The sequence below is a fragment of the Edwardsiella piscicida genome (genome assembly GCF_021733145.1).
GTDB lineage: Bacteria > Pseudomonadota > Gammaproteobacteria > Enterobacterales > Enterobacteriaceae > Edwardsiella > Edwardsiella piscicida.
The window spans coordinates 1,553,188-1,574,310 of the sequence record NZ_CP090968.1 but is presented as its reverse complement, the minus strand read 5'-3'; the positions used below and the strand labels follow the sequence as shown (position 1 = coordinate 1,574,310).

The 21,123-nt window shown below is 61.2% G+C and carries 19 protein-coding genes; 5 read left to right on the top strand and 14 right to left on the bottom strand.

What is annotated here, in order from left to right; genetic code table 11:
- Nucleotides 1-96 precede the first annotated feature (96 nt).
- The 4 genes from fadD to L1P05_RS07125 form a co-directional block, all read right to left on the bottom strand.
- A complete protein-coding gene (fadD, locus tag L1P05_RS07140) occupies nucleotides 97-1,776 on the bottom strand; it encodes a long-chain-fatty-acid--CoA ligase FadD (RefSeq protein WP_012848312.1) in 1,680 nt (559 codons plus the stop codon).
- A 304-nt stretch (nucleotides 1,777-2,080) separates the two neighbouring features.
- Nucleotides 2,081-2,683, bottom strand: coding sequence for a Slp family lipoprotein (locus L1P05_RS07135; RefSeq protein WP_012848311.1), 603 nt, complete (start codon nucleotides 2,681-2,683; stop codon nucleotides 2,081-2,083).
- A 110-nt stretch (nucleotides 2,684-2,793) separates the two neighbouring features.
- The gene (gene tsaB / locus L1P05_RS07130; protein WP_012848310.1) at nucleotides 2,794-3,495 is read right to left on the bottom strand and encodes a tRNA (adenosine(37)-N6)-threonylcarbamoyltransferase complex dimerization subunit type 1 TsaB; all 702 of its coding nucleotides are present in this window, start codon (nucleotides 3,493-3,495) and stop codon (nucleotides 2,794-2,796) included.
- 73 nt (nucleotides 3,496-3,568) lie between these two features.
- Nucleotides 3,569-5,509 carry a DNA repair helicase YoaA gene (locus L1P05_RS07125; protein ID WP_012848309.1) on the bottom strand — a complete coding sequence of 647 codons (1,941 nt, stop codon included), beginning with the start codon at nucleotides 5,507-5,509 and terminating at the stop codon, nucleotides 3,569-3,571.
- A gap of 167 nt (nucleotides 5,510-5,676) precedes the next feature.
- Between L1P05_RS07125 and L1P05_RS07120 the strand changes: the two genes are divergently transcribed.
- The gene (locus L1P05_RS07120) at nucleotides 5,677-6,021 is read left to right on the top strand and encodes a RidA family protein (RefSeq protein ID WP_012848308.1); all 345 of its coding nucleotides are present in this window, start codon (nucleotides 5,677-5,679) and stop codon (nucleotides 6,019-6,021) included.
- Between the two features lie 34 nt (nucleotides 6,022-6,055).
- Here the strand turns inward: L1P05_RS07120 and mdtI are convergent, their stop codons facing one another.
- The 6 genes from mdtI to zwf form a co-directional block, all read right to left on the bottom strand.
- Nucleotides 6,056-6,385, bottom strand: coding sequence for a multidrug/spermidine efflux SMR transporter subunit MdtI (gene mdtI / locus L1P05_RS07115; protein ID WP_012848307.1), 330 nt, complete (start codon nucleotides 6,383-6,385; stop codon nucleotides 6,056-6,058).
- On the bottom strand, nucleotides 6,372-6,755 hold the full coding sequence (gene mdtJ / locus L1P05_RS07110) for a multidrug/spermidine efflux SMR transporter subunit MdtJ (protein ID WP_012848306.1): 384 nt from the start codon (nucleotides 6,753-6,755) through the stop codon (nucleotides 6,372-6,374). The genes mdtI and mdtJ overlap by 14 nt, the downstream gene beginning before the upstream one ends.
- 610 nt (nucleotides 6,756-7,365) lie before the next feature.
- Entirely contained in the window at nucleotides 7,366-8,007 is a 642-nt protein-coding gene (locus L1P05_RS07105; RefSeq protein WP_012848305.1) for a bifunctional 4-hydroxy-2-oxoglutarate aldolase/2-dehydro-3-deoxy-phosphogluconate aldolase, read from the bottom strand.
- Nucleotides 8,008-8,141: 134 nt separating this feature from the next.
- On the bottom strand, nucleotides 8,142-9,962 hold the full coding sequence (edd, locus tag L1P05_RS07100) for a phosphogluconate dehydratase (protein WP_012848304.1): 1,821 nt from the start codon (nucleotides 9,960-9,962) through the stop codon (nucleotides 8,142-8,144).
- A 7-nt stretch (nucleotides 9,963-9,969) separates the two neighbouring features.
- Nucleotides 9,970-10,665, bottom strand: coding sequence for a 6-phosphogluconolactonase (gene pgl / locus L1P05_RS07095; protein WP_012848303.1), 696 nt, complete (start codon nucleotides 10,663-10,665; stop codon nucleotides 9,970-9,972).
- Between the two features lie 54 nt (nucleotides 10,666-10,719).
- Complete coding sequence (gene zwf, locus L1P05_RS07090) at nucleotides 10,720-12,192, bottom strand: glucose-6-phosphate dehydrogenase (RefSeq protein WP_012848302.1); 1,473 nt, start codon at nucleotides 12,190-12,192, stop codon at nucleotides 10,720-10,722.
- A 352-nt stretch (nucleotides 12,193-12,544) separates the two neighbouring features.
- Between zwf and L1P05_RS07085 the strand changes: the two genes are divergently transcribed.
- Both L1P05_RS07085 and pyk read left to right on the top strand, forming a co-directional pair.
- The gene (locus L1P05_RS07085; RefSeq protein ID WP_012848301.1) at nucleotides 12,545-13,414 is read left to right on the top strand and encodes a MurR/RpiR family transcriptional regulator; all 870 of its coding nucleotides are present in this window, start codon (nucleotides 12,545-12,547) and stop codon (nucleotides 13,412-13,414) included.
- 189 nt (nucleotides 13,415-13,603) lie between these two features.
- Nucleotides 13,604-15,046 carry a pyruvate kinase gene (pyk, locus tag L1P05_RS07080; protein WP_012848300.1) on the top strand — a complete coding sequence of 481 codons (1,443 nt, stop codon included), beginning with the start codon at nucleotides 13,604-13,606 and terminating at the stop codon, nucleotides 15,044-15,046.
- A 70-nt stretch (nucleotides 15,047-15,116) separates the two neighbouring features.
- Here pyk and L1P05_RS07075 read toward each other — a convergent pair whose 3' ends face one another.
- From L1P05_RS07075 to znuA, 4 genes are all read right to left on the bottom strand, one after another.
- Nucleotides 15,117-15,917 (bottom strand): sulfite exporter TauE/SafE family protein, encoded by an 801-nt coding sequence (locus tag L1P05_RS07075; RefSeq protein WP_012848299.1) that lies wholly within the window; start codon nucleotides 15,915-15,917, stop codon nucleotides 15,117-15,119.
- A gap of 52 nt (nucleotides 15,918-15,969) precedes the next feature.
- The gene (gene lpxM, locus L1P05_RS07070; protein ID WP_012848298.1) at nucleotides 15,970-16,932 is read right to left on the bottom strand and encodes a lauroyl-Kdo(2)-lipid IV(A) myristoyltransferase; all 963 of its coding nucleotides are present in this window, start codon (nucleotides 16,930-16,932) and stop codon (nucleotides 15,970-15,972) included.
- Nucleotides 16,933-17,123: 191 nt separating this feature from the next.
- Entirely contained in the window at nucleotides 17,124-18,443 is a 1,320-nt protein-coding gene (gene mepM, locus L1P05_RS07065) for a murein DD-endopeptidase MepM (RefSeq protein WP_012848297.1), read from the bottom strand.
- A 13-nt stretch (nucleotides 18,444-18,456) separates the two neighbouring features.
- Nucleotides 18,457-19,467, bottom strand: coding sequence for a zinc ABC transporter substrate-binding protein ZnuA (gene znuA, locus L1P05_RS07060; protein ID WP_012848296.1), 1,011 nt, complete (start codon nucleotides 19,465-19,467; stop codon nucleotides 18,457-18,459).
- Between the two features lie 75 nt (nucleotides 19,468-19,542).
- Between znuA and znuC the strand changes: the two genes are divergently transcribed.
- Together znuC and znuB are read left to right on the top strand one after the other, a co-directional pair.
- Nucleotides 19,543-20,319 (top strand): zinc ABC transporter ATP-binding protein ZnuC, encoded by a 777-nt coding sequence (znuC, locus tag L1P05_RS07055; RefSeq protein WP_034168280.1) that lies wholly within the window; start codon nucleotides 19,543-19,545, stop codon nucleotides 20,317-20,319.
- Nucleotides 20,312-21,097 carry a zinc ABC transporter permease subunit ZnuB gene (znuB, locus tag L1P05_RS07050; RefSeq protein ID WP_012848294.1) on the top strand — a complete coding sequence of 262 codons (786 nt, stop codon included), beginning with the start codon at nucleotides 20,312-20,314 and terminating at the stop codon, nucleotides 21,095-21,097. Before znuC ends, znuB begins: the two co-directional genes overlap by 8 nt.
- The last annotated feature ends 26 nt before the right edge of the window (nucleotides 21,098-21,123 follow it).

Here is a 21,123-nt window from a genome sequence, read left to right as displayed (position 1 = left end):
CGGGCGGTCTCGCATCACCCCGCCCAAAAAAACAGTGCGCCGACAGCAACGCCGGCGCCCCGCTATCAACAACCAGCAACAGGGTACGCGTCGAGGTTACCGTTTGTCATCCGCCGCCTGTGCTTCGCGCAGCGTCCGGCGTAAAATCTTACCCACGTTGCTCTTGGGCAGCTCCGTATAAAACACCACCTGCTTCGGTACCTTATAGCCGGTCAGATGGCGGCGGCAGTGGCTCACCAGCTCATCGCGGGTCAGGCTAGGGTCGCGCTTGACCACGCACACCTTGACCATCTCACCCGAGCTTTCGCTGGGAACACCGATGGCCGCGCACTCCAACACTTTGGGATGCAGCGCCACCACCTCTTCGATCTCATTGGGATACACGTTAAAGCCGGAGACCAGGATCATATCCTTCTTGCGATCGACGATACGTAAAAAGCCCTGCTCATCCATGGTGCAGACATCGCCGGTGGCCAGCCAACCGTCGCGCATGATCTCTTCTGTTGCCTCTGGTCGCTGCCAGTAGCCACGCATCACCTGCGGGCCGCGCACCTGCAGCTCTCCCGCCTCCCCCAACGCGACCTCACGGCCTTCGTCATCCACTAAGCGGACATCCGTCGACGGCACCGGCAACCCGATGCTGCCGCTGTAGCGCTTCAGATCGTAGGGGTTCCCCGCCACCAGCGGTGAGCACTCGGTCAGCCCGTAGCCCTCCAGTAAATGGTGACCGGTCAGCTGCTCCCAGCGTTCGGCAACCGCCTTTTGCACCGGCATCCCGCCGCCCACCGACAGCCGCAGCGACGAAAAGTCCAGCTCGCGGAAGTCTTCATTGTGCAGCAGCGCGTTAAACAGCGTATTCACCCCGGTCAACGCCGTGAACGGGTAACGGCTCAGCTCACGGACCATGCCCGGAATATCGCGCGGGTTAGTGATCAGCAGATTGCGTCCGCCCAGCTCAATAAACAGCAGGCAGTTTACCGTCAGCGCAAAGACGTGGTAGAGCGGCAGCGCCGTCACCACCATTTCATGGCCCACCTTCAGCAGCGGACTATAGGCCGCCTTGGCCTGCTCCAGGTTCGCCTGCATATTGCGGTGGGTCAGCATCGCCCCCTTGGCGACGCCGGTCGTACCGCCGGTATATTGCAGAAAGGCCAAATCATCGTTGACGATATCCGGCTTAACATACTGCATGCGTCGCCCGCGCTGCAGCGCACGGCGGAACGAGATCGCGTCCGGCAGATTATATTTAGGCACCAGGCGCTTGATGTACTTGACCACAAAGTTAACCAGCGTGCCTTTCGCCGCCGGCAGCTGATCGCCCATCCGCGTCAGGATCACGTGGCGAACCTGAGTCGAGAACACCACCTTTTCCAGGGTATGGGCAAAGTTCGAGACGATGACAATCGCGCTGGCGCCGCTGTCATTCAGCTGGTGCTCCAGCTCGCGCGGGGTATACAGCGGGTTGACGTTGACCGCCACCATCCCGGCGCGCAGAATGCCGAACAGCGCGATCGGATACTGCAGCAGGTTGGGCATCATCAGCGCGACGCGATCCCCCTTCTGCAGCCCAAGACCGTTTTGCAGGTAGGCGGCAAAGGCGCGGCTGCGCTCCTCCAGTTTGCGGAAGGTCATTACCTGTCCCATATTGATGAACGCAGGCTGATCCGCGTAGCGTGCTACGGCGTGTTCAAACATGTCCACCAGCGAGGCGTAATGATCCGGATTGATTTCCGCCGGCACATCTACCGGATAGCGTTTAAGCCAAACCTTTTCCAAGGCGCTTCTCCCGTGTTTCTTATCTGTATGAGGGGGTACGAATATCGCCCCGCGCGGGCGGTGCCGCGCGTATCGAACGGGCGATAGCGCTGTCGAATATGCCCTCCTGGCATTAAAAACAAATAACCCCGCAAAGCGGGGTTTCTTTGTTCGCAGCCGGCGCATCCACACGCAGCGCGCAGACGGCAGGCAGCGCGCCATTTTATACCTGACGAGCGTCAATGACACCAAAATCTGCCCGCAGACCCCGACTTTGTCCGATTTTAGCGCGTGAACGCGCAGGCTTTGCGCAATCTACGCACCGCTAGGGCTGCGGCACCACGACGTTTTCAATCCGCGCCGGCATTGGAGCATACCAGCCCCAGCCCGGACCAAAGCCCGGCCCCCAGTAAGGACGTCGCCAATAGGGATCATAGCCCCAGGGACCGGGGCCGATCGGCTGCGGCGGCATAATCACCTGCTGATCGACCTGCCAGCGCTGATAGCCGTTGATGTCCATGGTGACAAAGTTATAGGGTGTCTGGCCGATCTTTCCCTCTACGCTGCCGGTCAGCGGTCCGACCACCGTCACCAGCTGGCGATTAAAGTTGATCGGGTCGAGAAAGACGCTGCTTTTGGCCAGAATGCGCCCCAGCACCGGCTGCCCCAGAATCGGTCGGGCGCCGCTGTCCAGCGGCATCACGGCGATCTCCAGATAGCTGGCCTCTTTCTTGTTGGTGACGCTGACCACCGTACCGCCGAAGCGGGACTCCTGACCGACGTATAAATCCGGCGCATTATGCACCGCCACAAAGTTCTGCTGCGGCGTCGGCGAGGTGCCACGCACGGACGCCGGCACGCTCACACACCCGGCCAGCAGCAGCGCGGCGGCTACCCCGGCGATGCACTTCATCTTTATCCGCATCATTACGCTCCCCCTATACCGCGCCAAGGCGACAGCGAGATGACCTCGTCGTTGGCCGTTGGCGGTGCCTACTCTCTTTGACCCGTCGTTCAGCGTCGGGTTCCCTGCGGACGCTAGCCGCGCCCCGGCAGTTTCTTCCAGGTCACTTCATTGCGCAGATAGATCGGCTGCGCCTGCTCCACCGCCACCGTCTCCCCCGACTGCCAGGCGTGCAGCGCCAGCGGCAGCATATCTTCGGCGTGAGGCAGCAGCATTTGCCCGTCGCGCAGCGTTAGGGGGGCGCCCTGCGCCAGGTCAGGATAGGTCTGCCAGCCGGTACCGACCGTCGCCCATTCCCCCTGCAGCGCGGCCAGACGGACGCCCACCTGCTGCGGGTTAAACACCGCCTCGGTCGCGCTACCGTGCCAGACGCCGTCGCTATCGCGGCAGTACTCGCCCCAGTAAACCTCGCCCATACGCGCATCGATCGCGCTCAAGACCCGGCTCGCCGCCGTACAGCGCCAGGCGCCCTGCGCCATCGTCGCCAGCGTGGAGACGCCGATCATCGGCAGCCCGGCGCCCAGCGCCAGCCCCTGAGCGATCCCCACGCCGATACGCACGCCGGTAAAGCTGCCCGGCCCGCGGCCAAAGGCCAGCGCATCCAGCTCGGCCAGCGTCACTCCCGCCTCGGCCAGGATCTGCTGCACCATCGGCAGAATACGCTGGGTGTGTTCGCGTGGACAGATCTCAAACAGCGCCAGAGACTCACCGTTATTCCACAGGGCAACGGAACAGGCTTCCGTTGCGGTATCAATCGCTAAAATTCGCGTGGACATGCCAACCTCGGCAAGAAAAGAAATGAATTATCAATGAATAGAATAATAACACAGCCCCTTAACCCTGTATTTCTCAATTCGCCTCACCCTCATCCTCTGCCGACGCCGTGCTCGGCGCGGCGCGGAGAAAGTCGATGACCCGCGATAGATCGCGGGTACGCGGCGCAGGTGGCAGGCTGCGCAGAAACACCTCGCCATAGGGGCGCATCACCAGACGGTTATCGCAGATAATGATGGCTCCGCGATCGCGGCTGTCGCGGATCAGACGCCCGACCCCCTGCTTCAGGGTGATCACCGCATCGGGCAATTGCACCTGGGTAAAGGGATCGCCGCCGCGCAGACGGCAATCCTCCATGCGGGCCTTGAGCAGCGGATCGTCCGGCGCGGTAAAGGGCAGCTTGTCGATAATCACGCAGCTCAGGGTATCGCCGCGTACGTCCACCCCCTCCCAGAAGCTCCCGGTCGCCACCAGCAGCGCGTTGCCGGCCGCAATAAAGTCGGCCAGCAGGCGGGACTTTCCGCTCTCCCCCTGCACCAGCACCGGCAGCGCAAGGCTCGCGCGGAAGGCCTGCGCCAGCTCGCGCATCATGGCGTGTGAGGTGCACAGGAAGAAACAGCGGCCATTGTTGGCCTCAATCAGCGGCGTCAGCATCTGCGCCAGCTGCGCGGCGGCGCCGCGCTGGTTAGGCGACGGCAGGAAGCGCGGCACGCACAGCAGCGCCTGGTGAGCGTAGTCGAAGGGGCTGGGCAGCAGCAGGCTCTGCGCCGCCGTCAGCCCCAATCGCGCGCTGAAGTGCGAGACGTCATCCTCCACCGCCAGCGTTGCCGAGGTAAAAATCCAGGCGCCGGGCTTACTGCGCATCAGCTCACTGAATTTCTCCGCCACCGTCAGCGGCGTCAGCGCCAGCACGAAATGACGCGGCGTACACTCATACCAGTATGAGTAGCCGGGCTGCATGACGTCGGAAAGACGCTTCAGGCGGTTGCGGTACAGCGTCGCGCGCTCAAAGGCAGCATCGAGCAGCGCCGAGCGGCCCAGCGACATCTTCATCACGTCGTAGCATAGCTCCAGCGCATCATCCACCAGCACCAGAGAGCGGCGTACCTCGGCCTGCGCCAAAATATCGCGCAGGTTGCCGCGAAAGCCGGGATCGCCCAGCACGATACGCAGATCGAGGCTGCGCTGGGTCAGCAGATCGGCGCTTTTCTGCAGCTGGGCGACGTCACGCAGCTCGGTGCGGTAGGCCATGATCATGTCGCGCGCCAGATCCAGCAGCTGGCGGCTGGAGAGCTGTTGGCCAAAATATTGACTGGCGATGTCCGGTACCTGGTGCGCCTCATCAAAAATGGTCACCTCAGCCTCCGGGATCAGCTCGCCAAAGCCCCCCTCTTTGACCACCAGATCGGCCAAAAACAGATGGTGGTTCACCACCACAACCTGGGCATCCATGGCGCGCCGACGCGCCTTGACCACGTAGCACGCTTTATAATGGGGGCAATCTCCGCCCAGGCAGTTATCGTTATTGCTGGTCACCAGCGGCCAGACGGCGCTGTCTTCCGCCACCCCGTGGCAGTGGCTGATATCGCCATCCTCGGTCTGCGACGACCAGCTGCGCACCCGCATCAGCTCCGCCAGCAGCGCCGGGGCGATATCGCCGCCGGCCAACGACTGCTGCTCCAAACGCTCTGGGCACAGGTAGTTGGCCCGCCCTTTCAGCAGCGCGGTCGCCCCCTGAAAGTTCAGCACCCGCTTCATCAGCGGCAGATCGCGGTTATACAGCTGATCCTGCAGCGCCTTGGAGCCGGTCGAAATGATCACCTTATGGCCACAGCGCAGCGCCGGCACTAGATAGGCAAAGGTCTTGCCGGTACCGGTACCGGCCTCCACCACCAGCGATCCCCGCGCCGCAATCACAGCGCTGACCGCCTGCGCCATCTGACGCTGGGCCTCTCGGGGGGTGAAGCCGGGAATACTCTGGGTTAATAGCCCGTCGGGGGCAAAATCATCGGCCACGGCATCTCTCATCTGGAGGAGTAAAGGGGGGATTATGCCAACTCCGCGGCGCAAGCTCCATCCTCCTGCGCATATCGCACACGGCGCGGGGAGCGCGGGGGATACAGCCCCGACGCTTTTGAGTATACTGACGCCGCAGACACCACCACTTATTAAGGGCGAGATTTATGTCTATCGAACGTATCAATCCGGAGCAGCGCTGGTCTGATGCCACCGTCTTCAACGACACCATCTACTTTACCAGCGTACCGGAAAACCTGGACGCCGACGCGACGGCGCAGACCGCCAACGCGCTGGCCGCCATCGACATGCTGCTCAGCCAGCTGGGCAGCGATAAGACCCGAATTCTTGATGCCACCATTTTCCTGGCAGACGGCGCGGACTTTGCGGCCATGAACGCCGCTTGGGATGCCTGGGTCGTTCCCGGTAAAGCACCGGTGCGCTGTACCGTCCAGGCCAAGCTGATGCACCCGCAGTATCGGGTAGAGATCAAGATCGTCGCCGCCCGCTAAGCAAACGGCCCGCACGCGGGCCGTTCTCCGCCACTCAGGCCAGCTTAATCACCGCCATACCGACCAACAGCAGTAGCAGCCCACACCACCCCTTGCGGTTTAACCGCTGACCAAACAGTACCCAGCCCGCCGCGATCGTCGCCATAATGCCAAAGCCGCCCCACAGGGCGTAGGCGACGGACAGCTCAATCCCCTTTACCGCCTGACTCAGCGCGCCAAAGGCGGCCAGCACGGCCAGCAGCGACAGCACTCCCGGCAGCGGGCGGCGAAAACCGTCAGACCATTTGAGCAGAATATTGGCCGCGATCTCCAGTGCCACGGCCAGCGCCAGCCAGGCGCCGTATACCCATTCAAGCGACGACATGTTTCCTCCCCGTCGGTCCCGTCACCGGGCTGGAGGGCGTGCGTCCCTTTTTCACCGTACCGGACTTCAGCAGGATGATCCCCCCCACCAGCAGCCCCAGGCCACTCAGCTTGAGTGCGGATATCGGCTCGTCAAACCACAGCACGCTGAACAGCGTAATAAACAGGATGCCAATCCCCTCCCACAGGGCATAGGCCACCCCCAGCGCGACCCGCTTAACCGCAAAGGCTAATAGGATATAAGAGAGGGTCACCATCAGCAGCATGACGACATTACCGCTCATCGTCCCGCTGACGCTGGCCCATTTCATCGAAAGGGTGCCAATAATTTCGGCCACGATGGCACATGCCAGAAAAATCCAGTAAATCATATTATTTCTCCACTTATTTAATTTTATTTATTGGCGTTTTGCTTTATTCCACCGCGCTGACAACCGGCTTAACAACGCGTTAGATATAGGAGTCCATCGCAAACACGCGACGCGGTTTACGTAGAGTGGAAAGCGTGCGATGACACCGCCAGCGCGGGCGTACTGAGCGCATCCCGCGGGATATCCCTGGAGAAAAAGACGCTATAGCTCACTGCACCAGTGATACTCACTGGCAATCGTGGAGGAAATGAATAACAGATAGGCAGAGGTTTTAATCATTAAACGATTATGCGTTTTCATAGTGGTTTACCCTCTTCCCCCGTACCTGAATCTGGGTGTACGGTTTGCGCAGTGTCCTCCGGTTATTAATTGTTATATTAGTTGTAGCACAGGCTATTTTTTATAGCAAACCGCCTTTTACTACTTTCTTTAAATAAAATCACTAAAAATAAATAAGTTATCATCCATGAAAAAACAAGGCCGTCCTAAAAGGACGGCCTTGTTCCCCTGCCGGCTCAACGCATTAGGCGTGCGCCCCGAACACGGACGCCGCGCCAACGGCTGAATAGCCCCGCTCGCGCGATGACTAACCATGCAGCGCGCAAAAAAGTTACGCTTGAGCGCCGGCAACGGCCTCTTTCGCCAACGCGGTGATCCGCGCATAGTCCCCGTTTTCCAGGGCGTCCGCCGGGATAAGCCAAGAGCCGCCGATGCACAGCACGCTCTTCAGCGCCAGGTAGCTGCGGTAGTTGCTCGGTGAAATACCGCCGGTCGGGCAGAAGCGGATATGGGAGAACGGCCCGGCGATAGCCTGCAGCGCTTTCACGCCGCCGTTGGCCTCCGCGGGGAAGAATTTAAACTCTTTCAGACCGTAGTCCATCCCCTGCATCAGCTCAGAAACGGTGCTGATACCCGGGATCAGCGGGATGCTGCCGGCCACCGCGGCCTGCAGCAGACCCTCGGTCAGCCCCGGGCTGATGGCGAACTGGGCGCCGGCCTCGGTCACCTGGCGCAGCTGCTCCGCATTGGTCACGGTACCGGCGCCGACGATAGCCTCTGGCACCTCCTGGGCAATCAGGCGGATAGCCTCCAGCGCACAGTCGGTACGCAGGGTCACTTCCAGTACCCGAACCCCACCGGCAACCAGCGCCTTGGCCAAAGGCACGGCCTGCTCCAGCGTATTGATAACGATAACCGGTACGACCGGGCCTGTTGTCAGAATGGATTCCGCACTCACTTTCCAGTTGTTCATTGTCGCTTCTCTCCAGATGCCTTACGGCGGATTAATAAGTGACCCCGAGCACCGGCATTCCCTGCCGGTCTGACGCCTGGGCCTGCGCCCGGGATCGATCACAGCTATTGAGGCGGCCTACGCCGCCTCGCGTATTAGGAACGGTAAAACGGGATGCAGCTGGCGCCCTCTTCGGCGCCGGACAGCTGTTCACGCAGCGCGTTGAACAGCTCGCGGCCACAGCCGTCGTGCAGCGCGGAGAGATCCGGCTGGAATGCATCGCGCGTCGCCAGCTCCGCCTCATCCACCAGCAGGGTCAGCTCGCCGCTGCGTCCATCGACCCGGATCATGTCGCCGTTGCGCACCTTGGCCAACAGACCACCGGCGCAGGCCTCCGGCGTCACGTGAATCGCCGACGGCACTTTACCCGAGGCGCCGGACAGACGGCCATCCGTCACCAGCGCCACCTTCAGCCCGCGATCCATCAGCACCCCCAGCGGCGGCATCAGCTTGTGCAGCTCCGGCATCCCGATGGCCCGCGGCCCCTGATAGCGCACGACCACCACGCAGTCGCGATCCAGCGCACCCGCTTCAAAGGCCGGCAGCACGTCATGCTGACTGTTAAACACCACCGCCGGCGCCTCAATAATCTGGTTCTCTTCCGGTACCGCCGAGGTCTTCATCACCGCGCGCCCCAGGTTACCGGACAGCACTTTAGTCCCCCCGTGGTGGGCGAACGGCGCCTCAACGCTGGCGATCACCGCCGTATCGTAGGAGCGCTCGGCGCCTTCGCGGTAAACCAGCTGCCCGTTCTCCAGGAACGGCTCCTGGGTGTAACGGCGCAGGCCGTGACCCGCCACGGTGTCAACGTCGTCATGCAGCAGCCCGCCCTTCAGCAGTTCGCGCACCAGCAGCGCCACGCCGCCGGCCGCCTGGAAGTGGTTGATATCCGCCGGACCGTTGGGGTAAATACGGCACAGCAGCGGCACCGCCTCTGACAGCTCAGAGAAGTCATCCCAGTTGATCAGGATGCCCGCGGCGCGCGCCATCGCCACCAGGTGCATGGTGAGGTTGGTCGAGCCGCCGGTCGCCAGCAGGGCGACAATGCCGTTTACCACGACCTTTTCATCCACCATCCGCCCGACCGGCAGATAGCTGCCGCTGCTCTCCGTCATTCGCGTCACCTGACGCGCCGCCGCGTCGGTCAGCGCATGGCGCAGCGCACAGTCCGGCTGAACGAAGGAGGCTCCAGGCAGGTGCATCCCCATCACCTCCATCACCATCTGGTTGGAGTTGGCCGTGCCATAGAATGTACAGGTGCCCGGCGCATGGTAGGAGGCAGCCTCTGACTCCAGCAGGGCATCGCGCCCGACCTTACCCTCAGCAAACAGCTGACGGATGCGCACCTTCTCCTTGTTCGGCAGACCGCTGGCCATCGGCCCGGCCGGTACGAACAGGGTCGGCAGATGGCCAAAGGACATCGCCGCCATGAACAACCCCGGCACGATCTTGTCACAGACGCCCAGGTACAGCGCGCCGTCGAACATGTTATGCGACAGCCCGACCGCGGCGGACATGGCTATCACTTCGCGACTCATCAGCGACAGCTCCATGCCGTCCTGACCCTGAGTCACCCCGTCACACATCGCCGGCACGCCGCCGGCTACCTGACCGACAGCCCCCACCTGATGCAGCGCCTGCTTAATCTGCTCCGGATAGCTCTCATAGGGCTGGTGGGCGGACAGCATATCGTTATACGAGGTGATAATCGCGATATCACTTTTGGTCATGCTCTTCAGCGATGCCTTATCCTGCTGAGTACAGGCGGCAAAGCCGTGCGCCAGGTTGCCACACGCCAGCTGGGCGCGCTGCACGCGTGTGCTGCGCGCTCGCTCAATCTTGGCCAGATACGCCGCGCGGGTAGCGCGAGAGCGTTCAATAATGCGTTGGGTAACACGTTCTACGATTGGATTCATTACAGCCTCATGCCGTCCAGTAGACGTCGACCGGCGTCATGCTCTGCTGGAGCACGGCGCGGATCGGCATCTCATTCACCTCCGCTCCGCCGGCGGCCTGCTCATACACCCTGCGTTTGGCGTTGCCCACCAGATGCAGGTAAATATGACGGCTGTCCAGCAGGGCCGGGAGTGTGAGGGTGATGCGATCGAGCGGCGCCGTGAGCGGGGTCATCCCCATACACACGCGTCCGGAGTCCATCGCGAGAGCCGGGAACAGATTCTCTGCCCCGGGGAAAAGTGATGCGGTATGGCCGTCGTCCCCCATACCCAGGATCAGCGCGTCAAAGGGACGCGCCATTGCCGCCAGCGCCGCCTCTGCGGCTTTTGCGCCGTCAAAAGGGGTCGCCGCGTCATTCTTCAGGCCAATAAAGTGCGCCGCCGCCGCCGGCCCCTGTAACAGGTTCGCCCGTACCAGCGTCTCGTTGCTGGCCTCATCGTCGGCCCCGACCCAGCGTTCGTCCGCCAGGGTCACCCAGACCCGTGACCAATCGAGCGTCTGCTCACGCAGCACCGCAAACAGGCCCAGCGGAGTGCGTCCACCGGATACCACCAGGCTAGCCTGCCCGCGGGCGGCGATCCCCTGGCGCAAACGCTCGGCGATAGCCTGTGCCAGCTGCGTGTTCAGCGCGTCCGCGCTGCCAAATTCGATAAAGTGTGCCATTTATCTCTGCTCCTCTCGCGCTACGCGGGGCGACCTACGCCCCGCGCAGTCCGCTCAGAATTCGTTCCAGCAACGACCGTCACGGGTGATCAGCGCCACCGATGACACCGGCCCCCAGGTGCCCGCCTGATAAGGCTTCGGCGCGTCGTTGTCGTCGGCCCAGGCCATCATGATGGAGTCGACCCACTTCCAGGCCTCTTCCACCTCATCGCGGCGGACAAACAGCGCCTGAATACCGCGCATCGCCTCCAGCAGCAGGCGTTCATAGGCATCCGCCAAATGCTCCTGGTGGAAGGTATCGGAGAAGCTCAGATCCAGCTTGGTGGTCTGCAGTCGGTGTTTATGCTCCAGCCCCGGCACCTTATTCAGGATATCGATCTGCACCCCTTCGTCCGGCTGCAGGCGAATGGTCAGCTTATTCTGCGGCAGCGCCTGATAGGAGTCGCTGAACAGGTTCAGCGGCGGATTTTTGAAATAGATAACCACCTCAGAGCACTTGCTCGGCAGGCGCTTACCGGTGCGCAGATAAAACGGCACCCCTGCCCAGCGCCAGTTGTCGATATCGACGCGAATGGCGATAAAGGTTTCCGTATTGCTGCACTTGTTCGCGCCCTCTTCTTCCAGGTATCCCGGTACCTTTTTCCCCTGCACGAAGCCGGCGGTGTACTGACCGCGCACCGTCGTCTCACGCACGTTGCTATGGTTGATACGACGCAGGGAGCGCAGCACCTTGACCTTTTCATCACGAATACGGTCGGTGGAGAGATCCGCCGGCGGATCCATGGCGATCATGGTCAGGATCTGCAGCAGATGGTTCTGCACCATGTCGCGCATCTGCCCGGCCTGATCAAAGTATCCCCAGCGCCCTTCAATGCCGACCTCTTCCGCCACGGTGATCTGCACGTGGTCGATCATGCTGTTGTCCCAGTTGTTGGCAAACAGCGCGTTGGCAAAGCGCAGCGCCAGCAGGTTCAGCACCGTCTCCTTCCCCAGGTAGTGGTCGATGCGGTACACCTGGTCCTCATCAAAATAGCGCGCCACCTGATCGTTGATCGCCCGCGATGAGGCCAGATCGGTTCCCAGCGGCTTCTCCATGACGATACGGCTGGGCTGAAGGTTCATCCCCGCATGCCCCAGCCCCTGGCAAATCGCGCCAAAGGTGCTCGGCGGCATGGCAAAATAGTTAATGGTCACCCGCTGCTGCGGTGTCACCCTCTCCGCCAGACGCTGAAATTGCTCGGTATCGTTGACGTCCAAGTTACAAAAGTCGAGGCGGTCGCTCAGACGCTGCCACAGCGCATCGTCCAGCGGCTCTTTCAAAAAGGTATCCAGCGCCTCATGAACCACCTTACGGTAGGCCGCGGCATCCCACTCGGCGCGGCCGACGCCGATAATGCGCGTCTCGGGGTGAATGTGGCCGGCCTTTTCCAACTGATACAGGGAAGGCAGCAGTTTGCGCCGAGCCAAATCGCCCTTGGCGCCAAAAATAATCAGGTCGCAAGCCTGTGCCGTTGACGTTACCGCCATATCTCTCTCCTCGTGCAGGTTACTTGTAATTTTTTTACAGAATCGTTCTGATGATCCTGATTGTAGCGAGAAAAACGACTTTTTCGTTGCGCTTTCATACACAGTTAGTGCGTAAAGGCGTAGCGCTAGCGTGCCATCGCACCGTGCGACCGTCTCTTCGTGTAATTTTCTACCAAATTTGTAGAAAAATTACCATGCCGAAAGTTAGACACAGCTCATACATTACAAAAAAAGCCGACAATACGCCTCTGATGGGCTGCCAAGCCGTTATCTGTCGTTGTATATTTTCAACAAACGTTCATAGATTTCTCCTCTATATGAAATCGCCCAACCCCATGAGTGGCCCTCTCCTATGAATACGCTGGAAAAAATCCAGGCGAATCTGGATCAGCTGAGTAAATCCGAACGCAAAGTCGCCGAGGTGATCCTCGCGGCACCGCAGACCGCCATCCACTCCAGTATCGCCACCCTGGCCAAGATGGCCGACGTCAGCGAACCTACGGTAAACCGTTTCTGCCGTCGGCTGGAAACTAAAGGGTTTCCAGATTTTAAACTGCATCTGGCACAGAGCCTTGCCAACGGCACCCCCTACGTTAACCGCAACGTTGAAGAGAGCGACAGCGTCGACGCCTATACCAGCAAGATCTTCGAATCGGCGATGGCGGGTCTGGAGATGGCCAAAAACCATCTGGACATGGCCACCATCAACCGCGCGGTCGATCTGCTGACCCAGGCGAAGAAAATTTCTTTCTTCGGCCTGGGCGCCTCCGCCGCCGTGGCTCATGACGCCATGAACAAATTTTTCCGTTTCAACATTCCGGTGGTCTACTTTGACGACATCGTCATGCAGCGCATGAGCTGCATGAACTCCAATGAGGGCGACGTGGTGGTGCTGATCTCCCACACCGGGCGCACCAAAAGCCTGGTGGAAATGGCGCACCTGGCGCGGGAGAACGATGCGACGGTAATCGCCATCACCTCGCGCGACACGCCGCTGGCTCTGGAGGCCTCTCTGGCCCTGCTGCTGGATGTGCCGGAGGATACCGATGTTTATATGCCCATGGTCTCACGCCTGGCGCAGCTGACCCTGGTGGATGCGCTGGCAACCGGCTTTACCCTACGCCGCGGAGCGAAATTCCGAGATAACTTGAAGCGGGTCAAGGAAGCCTTGAAGGAATCGCGCTTTGATAAAGGTCTCGCCCTGCCCGCACATTTTGAGTGACGGGGGCGGCTTCCTCGCCAACAGACTGAATAATACACGCCGGTCGCCTGCAGTTTAGCCAACCGGCGTCCCTCCCACCGGCGCCGCTGCCAGTGGGGCTATCCGGGTAACCGCGGCGGCCTTGGGCCGGTGCATTTACCCACCGTTGTATTGGCAATACCAATGCTTCACATGTCAATGGAGTTATGCATGTCCAGACGGCTCAGAAGAACCAAAATCGTTACCACGCTTGGCCCGGCTACCGATCGCGACAATAATCTGGAAAAGATTATCTCCGCCGGCGCCAACGTGATGCGTCTTAACTTTTCACACGGCACGCCGGAAGATCACCAGCTGCGCGCCAACAAAGTCCGTGAAATCGCCGCCAAACTCGGTCGTCATGTCGCCATTCTCGGGGACCTGCAGGGTCCTAAAATCCGGGTATCCACCTTTAAGGAAGGTAAAGTTTTCCTCAACGTTGGGGATAAATTCCTGCTGGATGCCACGCTGGACAAGGGCGAAGGCGATAAAGAGAAAGTGGGCATCGACTATAAGCGGCTGCCGGAAGATGTGGTGCCGGGCGATATTCTGCTGCTCGACGATGGCCGTGTTCAGCTGAAGGTGCTCTCCGTACAGGAAGATAAGGTGTTCACCGAGGTCACCGTCGGCGGCCCGCTGTCCAACAATAAAGGGATCAACAAGCTGGGCGGCGGGCTCTCTGCCGATGCCCTGACGGAAAAGGACAAGGCCGATATCCTGACCGCCGCCAAGATCGGTGTCGACTATCTGGCCGTCTCCTTCCCGCGCTGCGGGGAAGATCTCAACTATGCCCGTCGTCTGGCGCGCGATGCCGGCTGCGAAGCCAAGATCGTCGCTAAGGTCGAGCGTGCCGAGGCCGTTGCCAGCGACGAAGCGATGGATGATGTGATCCTGGCCGCCGACGTCGTGATGGTCGCCCGCGGCGATCTGGGGGTTGAAATCGGCGATCCGGAGCTGGTCGGGATCCAGAAAAAGCTGATCCGCCGCGCCCGCAAGCTGAACCGCGTCGTGATCACCGCGACCCAGATGATGGAGTCCATGATCACCAACCCGATGCCGACCCGTGCGGAGGTCATGGACGTGGCCAACGCCGTACTGGACGGTACCGATGCCGTGATGCTGTCTGCCGAGACCGCCGCGGGCCAGTACCCGGCCGAAACCGTGGCCGCCATGGCGCGCGTCTGCCTGGGCGCCGAGAAGATCCCCAGCATCAATATCTCCAAGCACCGCCTTGATGCCCAGTTCGACAATACGGAAGAAGCGGTCGCCATGTCCGCCATGTACGCCGCCAACCACCTCAAGGGGGTAACGGCCATCATTGCGATGACGGAGTCCGGACGCACCGCGCTGATGATGTCCCGGATCAGCTCTGGCCTGCCGATCTTCGCCATGTCCCGCCATGAGCGCACCCTGAACCTGACGGCCCTGTACCGCGGCGTCACGCCGGTGCACTTTGACAGCCACACCGACGGCGTGGCCGCGGCCCAGGCGGCGGCGAATCTGCTGCGGGATAAAGGCTTCCTGGTCTCCGGCGATCTGGTGATCGTCACACAGGGCGATCAGATGGACACCATCGGCAGCACCAACACCTGCCGTACCCTGCGCGTAGAGTAATCGGCTACGTCGTACGCAGCGGGGGCGCCTAGCGCCCCCGTTTTTCATCCTGACTTCGCCGCGCGGCGCCCTACAGTGTCAGCACAATAAACAGCGCCATACCCGATAGCACCGCCGAAAACGCCTGACGCTGCCGCGCCTCGCTCATCTGACGGCGCAGGCGCATCGCCAACGGCTGCGTCAGCAGCGCACAGCTAAACACCGGCAGCACCACGCTCAGATTGACATAGCCAAACTGCCAGTCGCCGGGCAAGACGGCCCCCGTCGGCGGGGTGCGCAGCAGGTAGGTCGTCACCGTCACCGCGCTGCCCAACAGCAGCAGCCAGTTACAGTAGACCGCCACCTGCCGCCGCGGTATGGCGGGTAGCAGGGAGAGGAGCGGCGCCAGCACCGAGCCGCCGCCCAGCCCGGTGATCCCGGCCACGGTTCCCCCCGCGAAGCAGAGCCCCAGTCCGCGGTTGCGCGTACAGCGGGGCGACATCGCCGTCGCGGCGACCTGGCGCGGGCGGCGCAGGTTACGCAGCGCCATCAGCAGCAGAATGGCGGCAAAGATCAGCAGAATCGCTTTCCCCGGCAGCAGGAAACTGATGTGTACCCCCAGCTGCATACCGGCGCTGACGCCCAGTGCCCACCAGATCAGCAGACGGGTATCGGGGCGGGCCTGCTGACGCCAAAACGCCAGCACGTTGATAAACGCCGTCAGCATTACCACGCTGAGGGACGTGGCCGCCAGCAGCTGCACCTCACAGTGGGGAAACAAGACGTGCAGCACCGGCACCAGGACGATACCGCCCCCCAGTCCAAACAGCGCGGAAAGCAAACTGGTCGCCGCCCCGCACACGCAGAGCAGCGCAAGAACGCCAAGACTCATGTTATTCCCTTCAATTCCGCGGCCTGTGCTCAGCGGAGCAGGCCGCACCGCATCATAAATCCTGGCGGCAATAGGGCTCTATCTCCCCCGGCCTGCGCGTCTTCAACAGCTTCAGGATCCAGGTGTACTGCTCCGGGTGTTCCCCCATCAGCAGCTCCACCTCCTGATTCATCCGCCAGGCAATATAGGCGTCATCCTGTCCTGCGATGTCATCCATCGGCGGGCGAAGATAGATGTCCAGCCGCCCCTGATCGCCATCATACACCGGAAACAGCGGAATGATGCGCGCCCGGCACAGCTTCATCAGCCGCCCGATGGCAGGTAATGTGGCCTTATAGGTGGCGAAAAAGTCCACAAACTCGCTGTGCTCTGCGCCGTGATCCTGATCGGGTAGATAATATCCCCAGTAGCCTTTACGCACCGAGCTGATAAACGGTTTGATGCCATCGTTACGCGCGTGCAGGCGCCCGCCAAAACGGCGGCGCGCACGGTTCCACAGATAGTCAACCAGCGGGTTCTTCTGATTATGGAACATAGCGGCCATCGGCTGCCCACCGGCGGCCAACAGCATGGCGGGAATATCGACGGCCCAGCCATGGGGCACCAAGAAAATCACGTTCTCCCCCTGCTGGCGCGCCTGCTCAATGATCTCGCCGCCGTGCCAGTGGGTATGACGCAGCAGACGCCGCGGACCGCGCAGGGTCAGCTCAGCCATCAGGAACATGGACTGCCCCGCGCGGGCGAACATCGTATCGATAATCTCCTCACGCCGATGCGCATCCATCTGCGGAAAGCAGAGCATCAGATTGATGCGCGCGCGGCGGCGCGCGCCGCTGGCCAGGCGGCCGGCCAGGCGGCCTACGGCGCCGATCATTCGATCGCGCAGGCGCAGCGGCAGGAAGGCCATCGCCGCCATCAGCGCGATCCCCAGCCAGACGCCCCAATAACGGGGCGAGAGGAAAGCGGCGCGAAAGCGCGGAATAAACTCAGCGTTTGATTTGGTCTCTTGTTGCATCAGTGGACTCTTTTATGATCCCCATGCGAATGACGCGTGGGATGGCTGGAAATTGTAGCCATTTGGCAGACAAAAAAAAACTGCCCCCGCCCCGAACGGGACGACCGGTGAAACCCTGGGCGACGACGAGCGGCACATGTAAAAAGCCCGCCGAGGCGGGCTTACGGTGACGCGCTATCCTGCGTCGAGGCTCAGTCCAGCTGCAGCTGAGGCACGACATCACGCATCTGGGCGAGGAACCCGCTGCGTTCTTTGCCGGTCAGGGCGTCGGAGCGCGGCAGCTTCACCGTCAGCGGGTTGACCGCCTGGTTATTCACCCAAAACTCATAGTGCAGATGCGGCCCGGTCGAACGACCGGTGTTACCGGAGAGCGCAACGCGATCGCCGCGCTTCACTTTCTGACCCGGCTTCACCAGGATCGTCTTCAGGTGCATAAAGCGGGTCGTGTACTGACGACCGTGGCGGATCACCACGTAGTTCCCCGCGGCGCCGCTGCGCTTGGCGATCACCACCTCGCCGTCTCCGACCGCCAGCACCGGCGTGCCGACCGGCATGGCGAAGTCGACCCCTTTATGGGGCGCAACGCGACCCGTCACCGGGTTCAGGCGATGTGGATTAAAGTTGGAGCTGACGCGGAAATGTTTGCTGGTCGGGTAGCGCATGAAGCCTTTGGCCAGCCCAGCGCCCTGACGGTCATAATACTTACCGTCTTCGGCGCGAATAGCATAATAGTCTTTATCGCCGCTGCGCAGGCGCACCCCTAAGATCTGGCTCTGCGCGCTCTTGCCGTCCAGCATCTCACGCGACAGCAGCACCGAGAAACGATCGCCCTTCTGCAGCTTGCGGAAATCCATCTGCCACTGCAGCGCCTTGATAACCGTATTAATCTCACTACGGTTCAGCCCCGCCGCCTGAGCACTGGCCACAAAGCTGCCGTTGAGCGTACCGGTGATCACCCGGTTTTTCCACTCGCCCTGCTGGTTTTCTACCGTCTCTTTATACCCGTTGCTGCCCAGCTCATATACCCGGCTCTCGCGACGAGAGACCTCCCAGGTCAGCTTCTGCAGCGTACCGGCATCGTTAACCTGCCAGGTCAGGGTCTGCCCGACGTTCAGGTTCCGCAGCGCGGGGTACTGCTTGGCCAGCGCCGAGACATTGGACATATCGACGCCATACTGGGTCAGGATGCTGCCCAGGGTATCGCCGCTGGAGACCACGTAGTCGTGGCTGCTGGCATCATCGCTGCCGTCGTCGATCTCATCCTTGGGCACCTCGTCTTCCGGCGCAGGCTGATCGAGGGGCTCGCTGGCCTCAGGCGCCAGCGCGCTGAGCGGCGGCGTCTCCAGCAAAACGCTTTTCGAGGTGTCGACCTCCACCGCGCGAGGGTGGTAGACAAAAGGCTGCCAGATGGCGACAGCCAGGGTGACAACGCTCAGGGATCCCAGCATCACCCGGTGGGGGCGGGGCAAGTTACTGTATGCCTGAGCGATAGAACGCGCTATCTGCTGCACTCGGATTTTCCTCTTAATCTCCCTTCAGGCAGCTTGAATACTGGTGCGCCAGCGTGGTCAAAAAGACCATATAGCTGTCCGCACTCAGTGGGATCGCGCTTCCCAGGGGATCTAGCGTACCCTGCCGAACAGGGGTCCCCTGCGCAATCGCCGAGATAACGGCTGGCCTGAACTGTGGCTCAGCAAAAACGCAAACCGCTTTTTGCTCAACCAGCTGTGTTCGAATTTGGTGTAAGCGCCGTGCGCCAGGCTGTATCTCGGGATTGACCGTGAAATGCCCCAACGGAGTCAGGCCAAAGGTTTTCTCGAAGTAACCATAGGCATCGTGAAAGACAAAATACCCTTTATCCTGCACAGGCCGCAGCATGATACCAACTTTCTTTTCTGTCTGCTCAAGTTGTTGCTCGAATTTACGTAGGTTGACATCCAGTTTGTCTTTATTTTGTGGGCTTCGTTGCACTAATCGGTCATGAATCGCAATCGCCACCTGTTTCGCTATCGCCGGAGAGAGCCAAATATGCATATTATATTGACCGTGATCGTGATCGTGATCGCTCTCCAAGCCAGCGCCGGCGCCATTTGTAACAATATGTGACCCGGAAGAATCGGAATTTTCCGCATGATTTTCGCGCTGCGAAGTATGATGATCGTGATCATCATCATCATCCCCCGCAATGAGTTGACTACGCACGCCCGGCAGGGTGCTGAGAATAAGATTTTTGTTATTTTCTAGCTGTTGAGTCGGTTTTTCAAGAAAACTCTCCATTTCCGGACCTATCCATACCACCAGGTCAGCGTCACGCAATCGTTTGATATCCGAGGGACGCAGCGCATAATCGTGGGGCGAAGCGCCGTCAGGCAGCAGAACCTGCGTCGGCATCACGCCGTCGGCAATCGCCGCCGCGATGAAACCCAGCGGTCGAACCGAAGTCACCACGTCAGCCTGCGCGCTGCCCGCCAGCGCACACAGCGACAGCGCGGAAGCAATAAGCGTGCGTTTAATTATATTTTTTTGCGGTATCATGACAAAATTCCCTGCGTAACGTTTGATGAAACGTTATATTATAACATTCCACTCATAGTGCAATATGCCGTAACCATGTCACAGCAAGATAATCTACCGTTGATCACCCTGCAGCACGTCGCCGTGCGCTTCGGGAGCCGCGATGTACTGGACAACGTCTCCCTCACGCTGCGGCGCGGGCGAATCCTGACCCTACTGGGCCCCAACGGCGCCGGTAAATCCACCCTGGTGCGCGTCGTTCTGGGGCTGGTCACGCCCACGCGTGGCGAACGCACCACCCGCTCGGGGCTGACGATTGGCTATGTTCCCCAGAAGCTGTATCTGGACGCCACCCTGCCGCTGACGGTCGAGCGTTTCATGCGTCTGCGCCCCGGCGTAAAGCGCCAGGACGTGCTGCCGGCGCTGCAGCGAGTGCAGGCCGGGCACCTGCTCAAGCAGCCGATGCAGAAGCTCTCCGGCGGCGAAAATCAGCGTGTACTGCTGGCGCGGGCCCTGCTCAACACCCCGGATCTGCTGGTGCTGGATGAGCCGACCGCCGGGGTAGACGTCAACGGTCAGCTGGCGCTGTATGATCTGATCGACCGCCTGCGCCATGAGCTTAACTGCGCGGTGCTGATGGTGTCGCACGATCTGCATCTGGTGATGGCGAAAACCGATGACGTCCTGTGCCTGAACCAGCATATCTGCTGCTCCGGCACCCCTGAGGCGGTCGCCAGCCACCCGCAGTTTATCGCCATGTTCGGCGCTCACGGCGCCCAGCAGCTGGCGGTCTATCGCCACCACCACAACCACCGCCACGATCTGTGCGGTAAAATTATTCTCAAGACACGCAGCGGAGAGGCCGATGATTGAACTGTTGCTGCCCGGCTGGCTAGCCGGCGCGCTGCTGGCGCTGGCGGCGGGCCCCTTGGGATCGTTCGTGGTATGGCGACGCATGTCCTACTTTGGCGATACCCTCGCCCACGCCTCGCTGCTCGGCGTTGCCTTCGGCCTATTACTGGATGTAAACCCGTTCTATGCGGTGATCGCCGTCACGCTGCTGCTGGCCTGTATGCTGGTCTGGCTGGAGCGCCGCCCCCAGCTGGGCATTGACACCCTGCTGGGCATCATGGCGCACAGCGCGCTTTCGCTGGGGCTGGTCGTGGTGGCGCTGATGTCCAACGTCCGCGTCGATCTGATGGCCTACCTGTTCGGCGATCTGCTGGCGGTAACCTACCAGGATGTCGTGATGATAGCGCTTGGCGTCGCGCTGGTGCTGGCGCTGCTGCTGTGGCAATGGCGCGCCCTGCTGTCGATGACCATCAGCCCGGAGCTTGCCCACGTTGACGGTGTCGCCCTGGGGCGAGTGAAGCTGCTGCTGATGCTGACCACCGCCCTGACCATCGGCCTGGCGATGAAGTTTGTCGGCGCGCTGATCATCACCTCGCTGCTGATCATTCCGGCGGCGACCGCCCGTCGCTTTGCCCGCACCCCGGAGCAAATGGCGGCCGGTGCCGTGCTGGCCGGCCTGTTGGCCATCAGCGGCGGTCTGGCGTTCTCCGCCTGGTATGATACCCCGGCGGGACCGTCGGTGGTGCTGTGCGCCGCCCTGCTGTTTATCCTCAGCCTTGGGCGTCGCCAGAGCGCCTGAGCCTGGCGTCGGCACAAAAAAATCCC

Excerpts from the sequence above, each read along its gene's own strand:
- L1P05_RS07075 (WP_012848299.1), bottom strand. The coding sequence starts at position 15,917 with ATGAGTCTTGGCGTTCTTGCGCTGCTCTGCGTGTGCGGGGCGGCGACC.
- mdtI (WP_012848307.1), bottom strand. The coding sequence starts at position 6,385 with ATGTCGTCGCTTGAATGGGTATACGGCGCCTGGCTGGCGCTGGCCGTG.
- tsaB (WP_012848310.1), bottom strand. The coding sequence starts at position 3,495 with ATGTCCACGCGAATTTTAGCGATTGATACCGCAACGGAAGCCTGTTCC.
- L1P05_RS07120 (WP_012848308.1), top strand. The coding sequence starts at position 5,677 with ATGTCTATCGAACGTATCAATCCGGAGCAGCGCTGGTCTGATGCCACC.
- pyk (WP_012848300.1), top strand. The coding sequence starts at position 13,604 with ATGTCCAGACGGCTCAGAAGAACCAAAATCGTTACCACGCTTGGCCCG.
- edd (WP_012848304.1), bottom strand. The coding sequence starts at position 9,962 with ATGAATCCAATCGTAGAACGTGTTACCCAACGCATTATTGAACGCTCT.
- lpxM (WP_012848298.1), bottom strand. The coding sequence starts at position 16,932 with ATGCAACAAGAGACCAAATCAAACGCTGAGTTTATTCCGCGCTTTCGC.
- znuA (WP_012848296.1), bottom strand. The coding sequence starts at position 19,467 with ATGATACCGCAAAAAAATATAATTAAACGCACGCTTATTGCTTCCGCG.
- znuC (WP_034168280.1), top strand. The coding sequence starts at position 19,543 with ATGTCACAGCAAGATAATCTACCGTTGATCACCCTGCAGCACGTCGCC.
- znuB (WP_012848294.1), top strand. The coding sequence starts at position 20,312 with ATGATTGAACTGTTGCTGCCCGGCTGGCTAGCCGGCGCGCTGCTGGCG.
- L1P05_RS07135 (WP_012848311.1), bottom strand. The coding sequence starts at position 2,683 with ATGATGCGGATAAAGATGAAGTGCATCGCCGGGGTAGCCGCCGCGCTG.
- L1P05_RS07105 (WP_012848305.1), bottom strand. The coding sequence starts at position 8,007 with ATGAACAACTGGAAAGTGAGTGCGGAATCCATTCTGACAACAGGCCCG.
- L1P05_RS07085 (WP_012848301.1), top strand. The coding sequence starts at position 12,545 with ATGAATACGCTGGAAAAAATCCAGGCGAATCTGGATCAGCTGAGTAAA.
- zwf (WP_012848302.1), bottom strand. The coding sequence starts at position 12,192 with ATGGCGGTAACGTCAACGGCACAGGCTTGCGACCTGATTATTTTTGGC.
- mdtJ (WP_012848306.1), bottom strand. The coding sequence starts at position 6,755 with ATGATTTACTGGATTTTTCTGGCATGTGCCATCGTGGCCGAAATTATT.
- pgl (WP_012848303.1), bottom strand. The coding sequence starts at position 10,665 with ATGGCACACTTTATCGAATTTGGCAGCGCGGACGCGCTGAACACGCAG.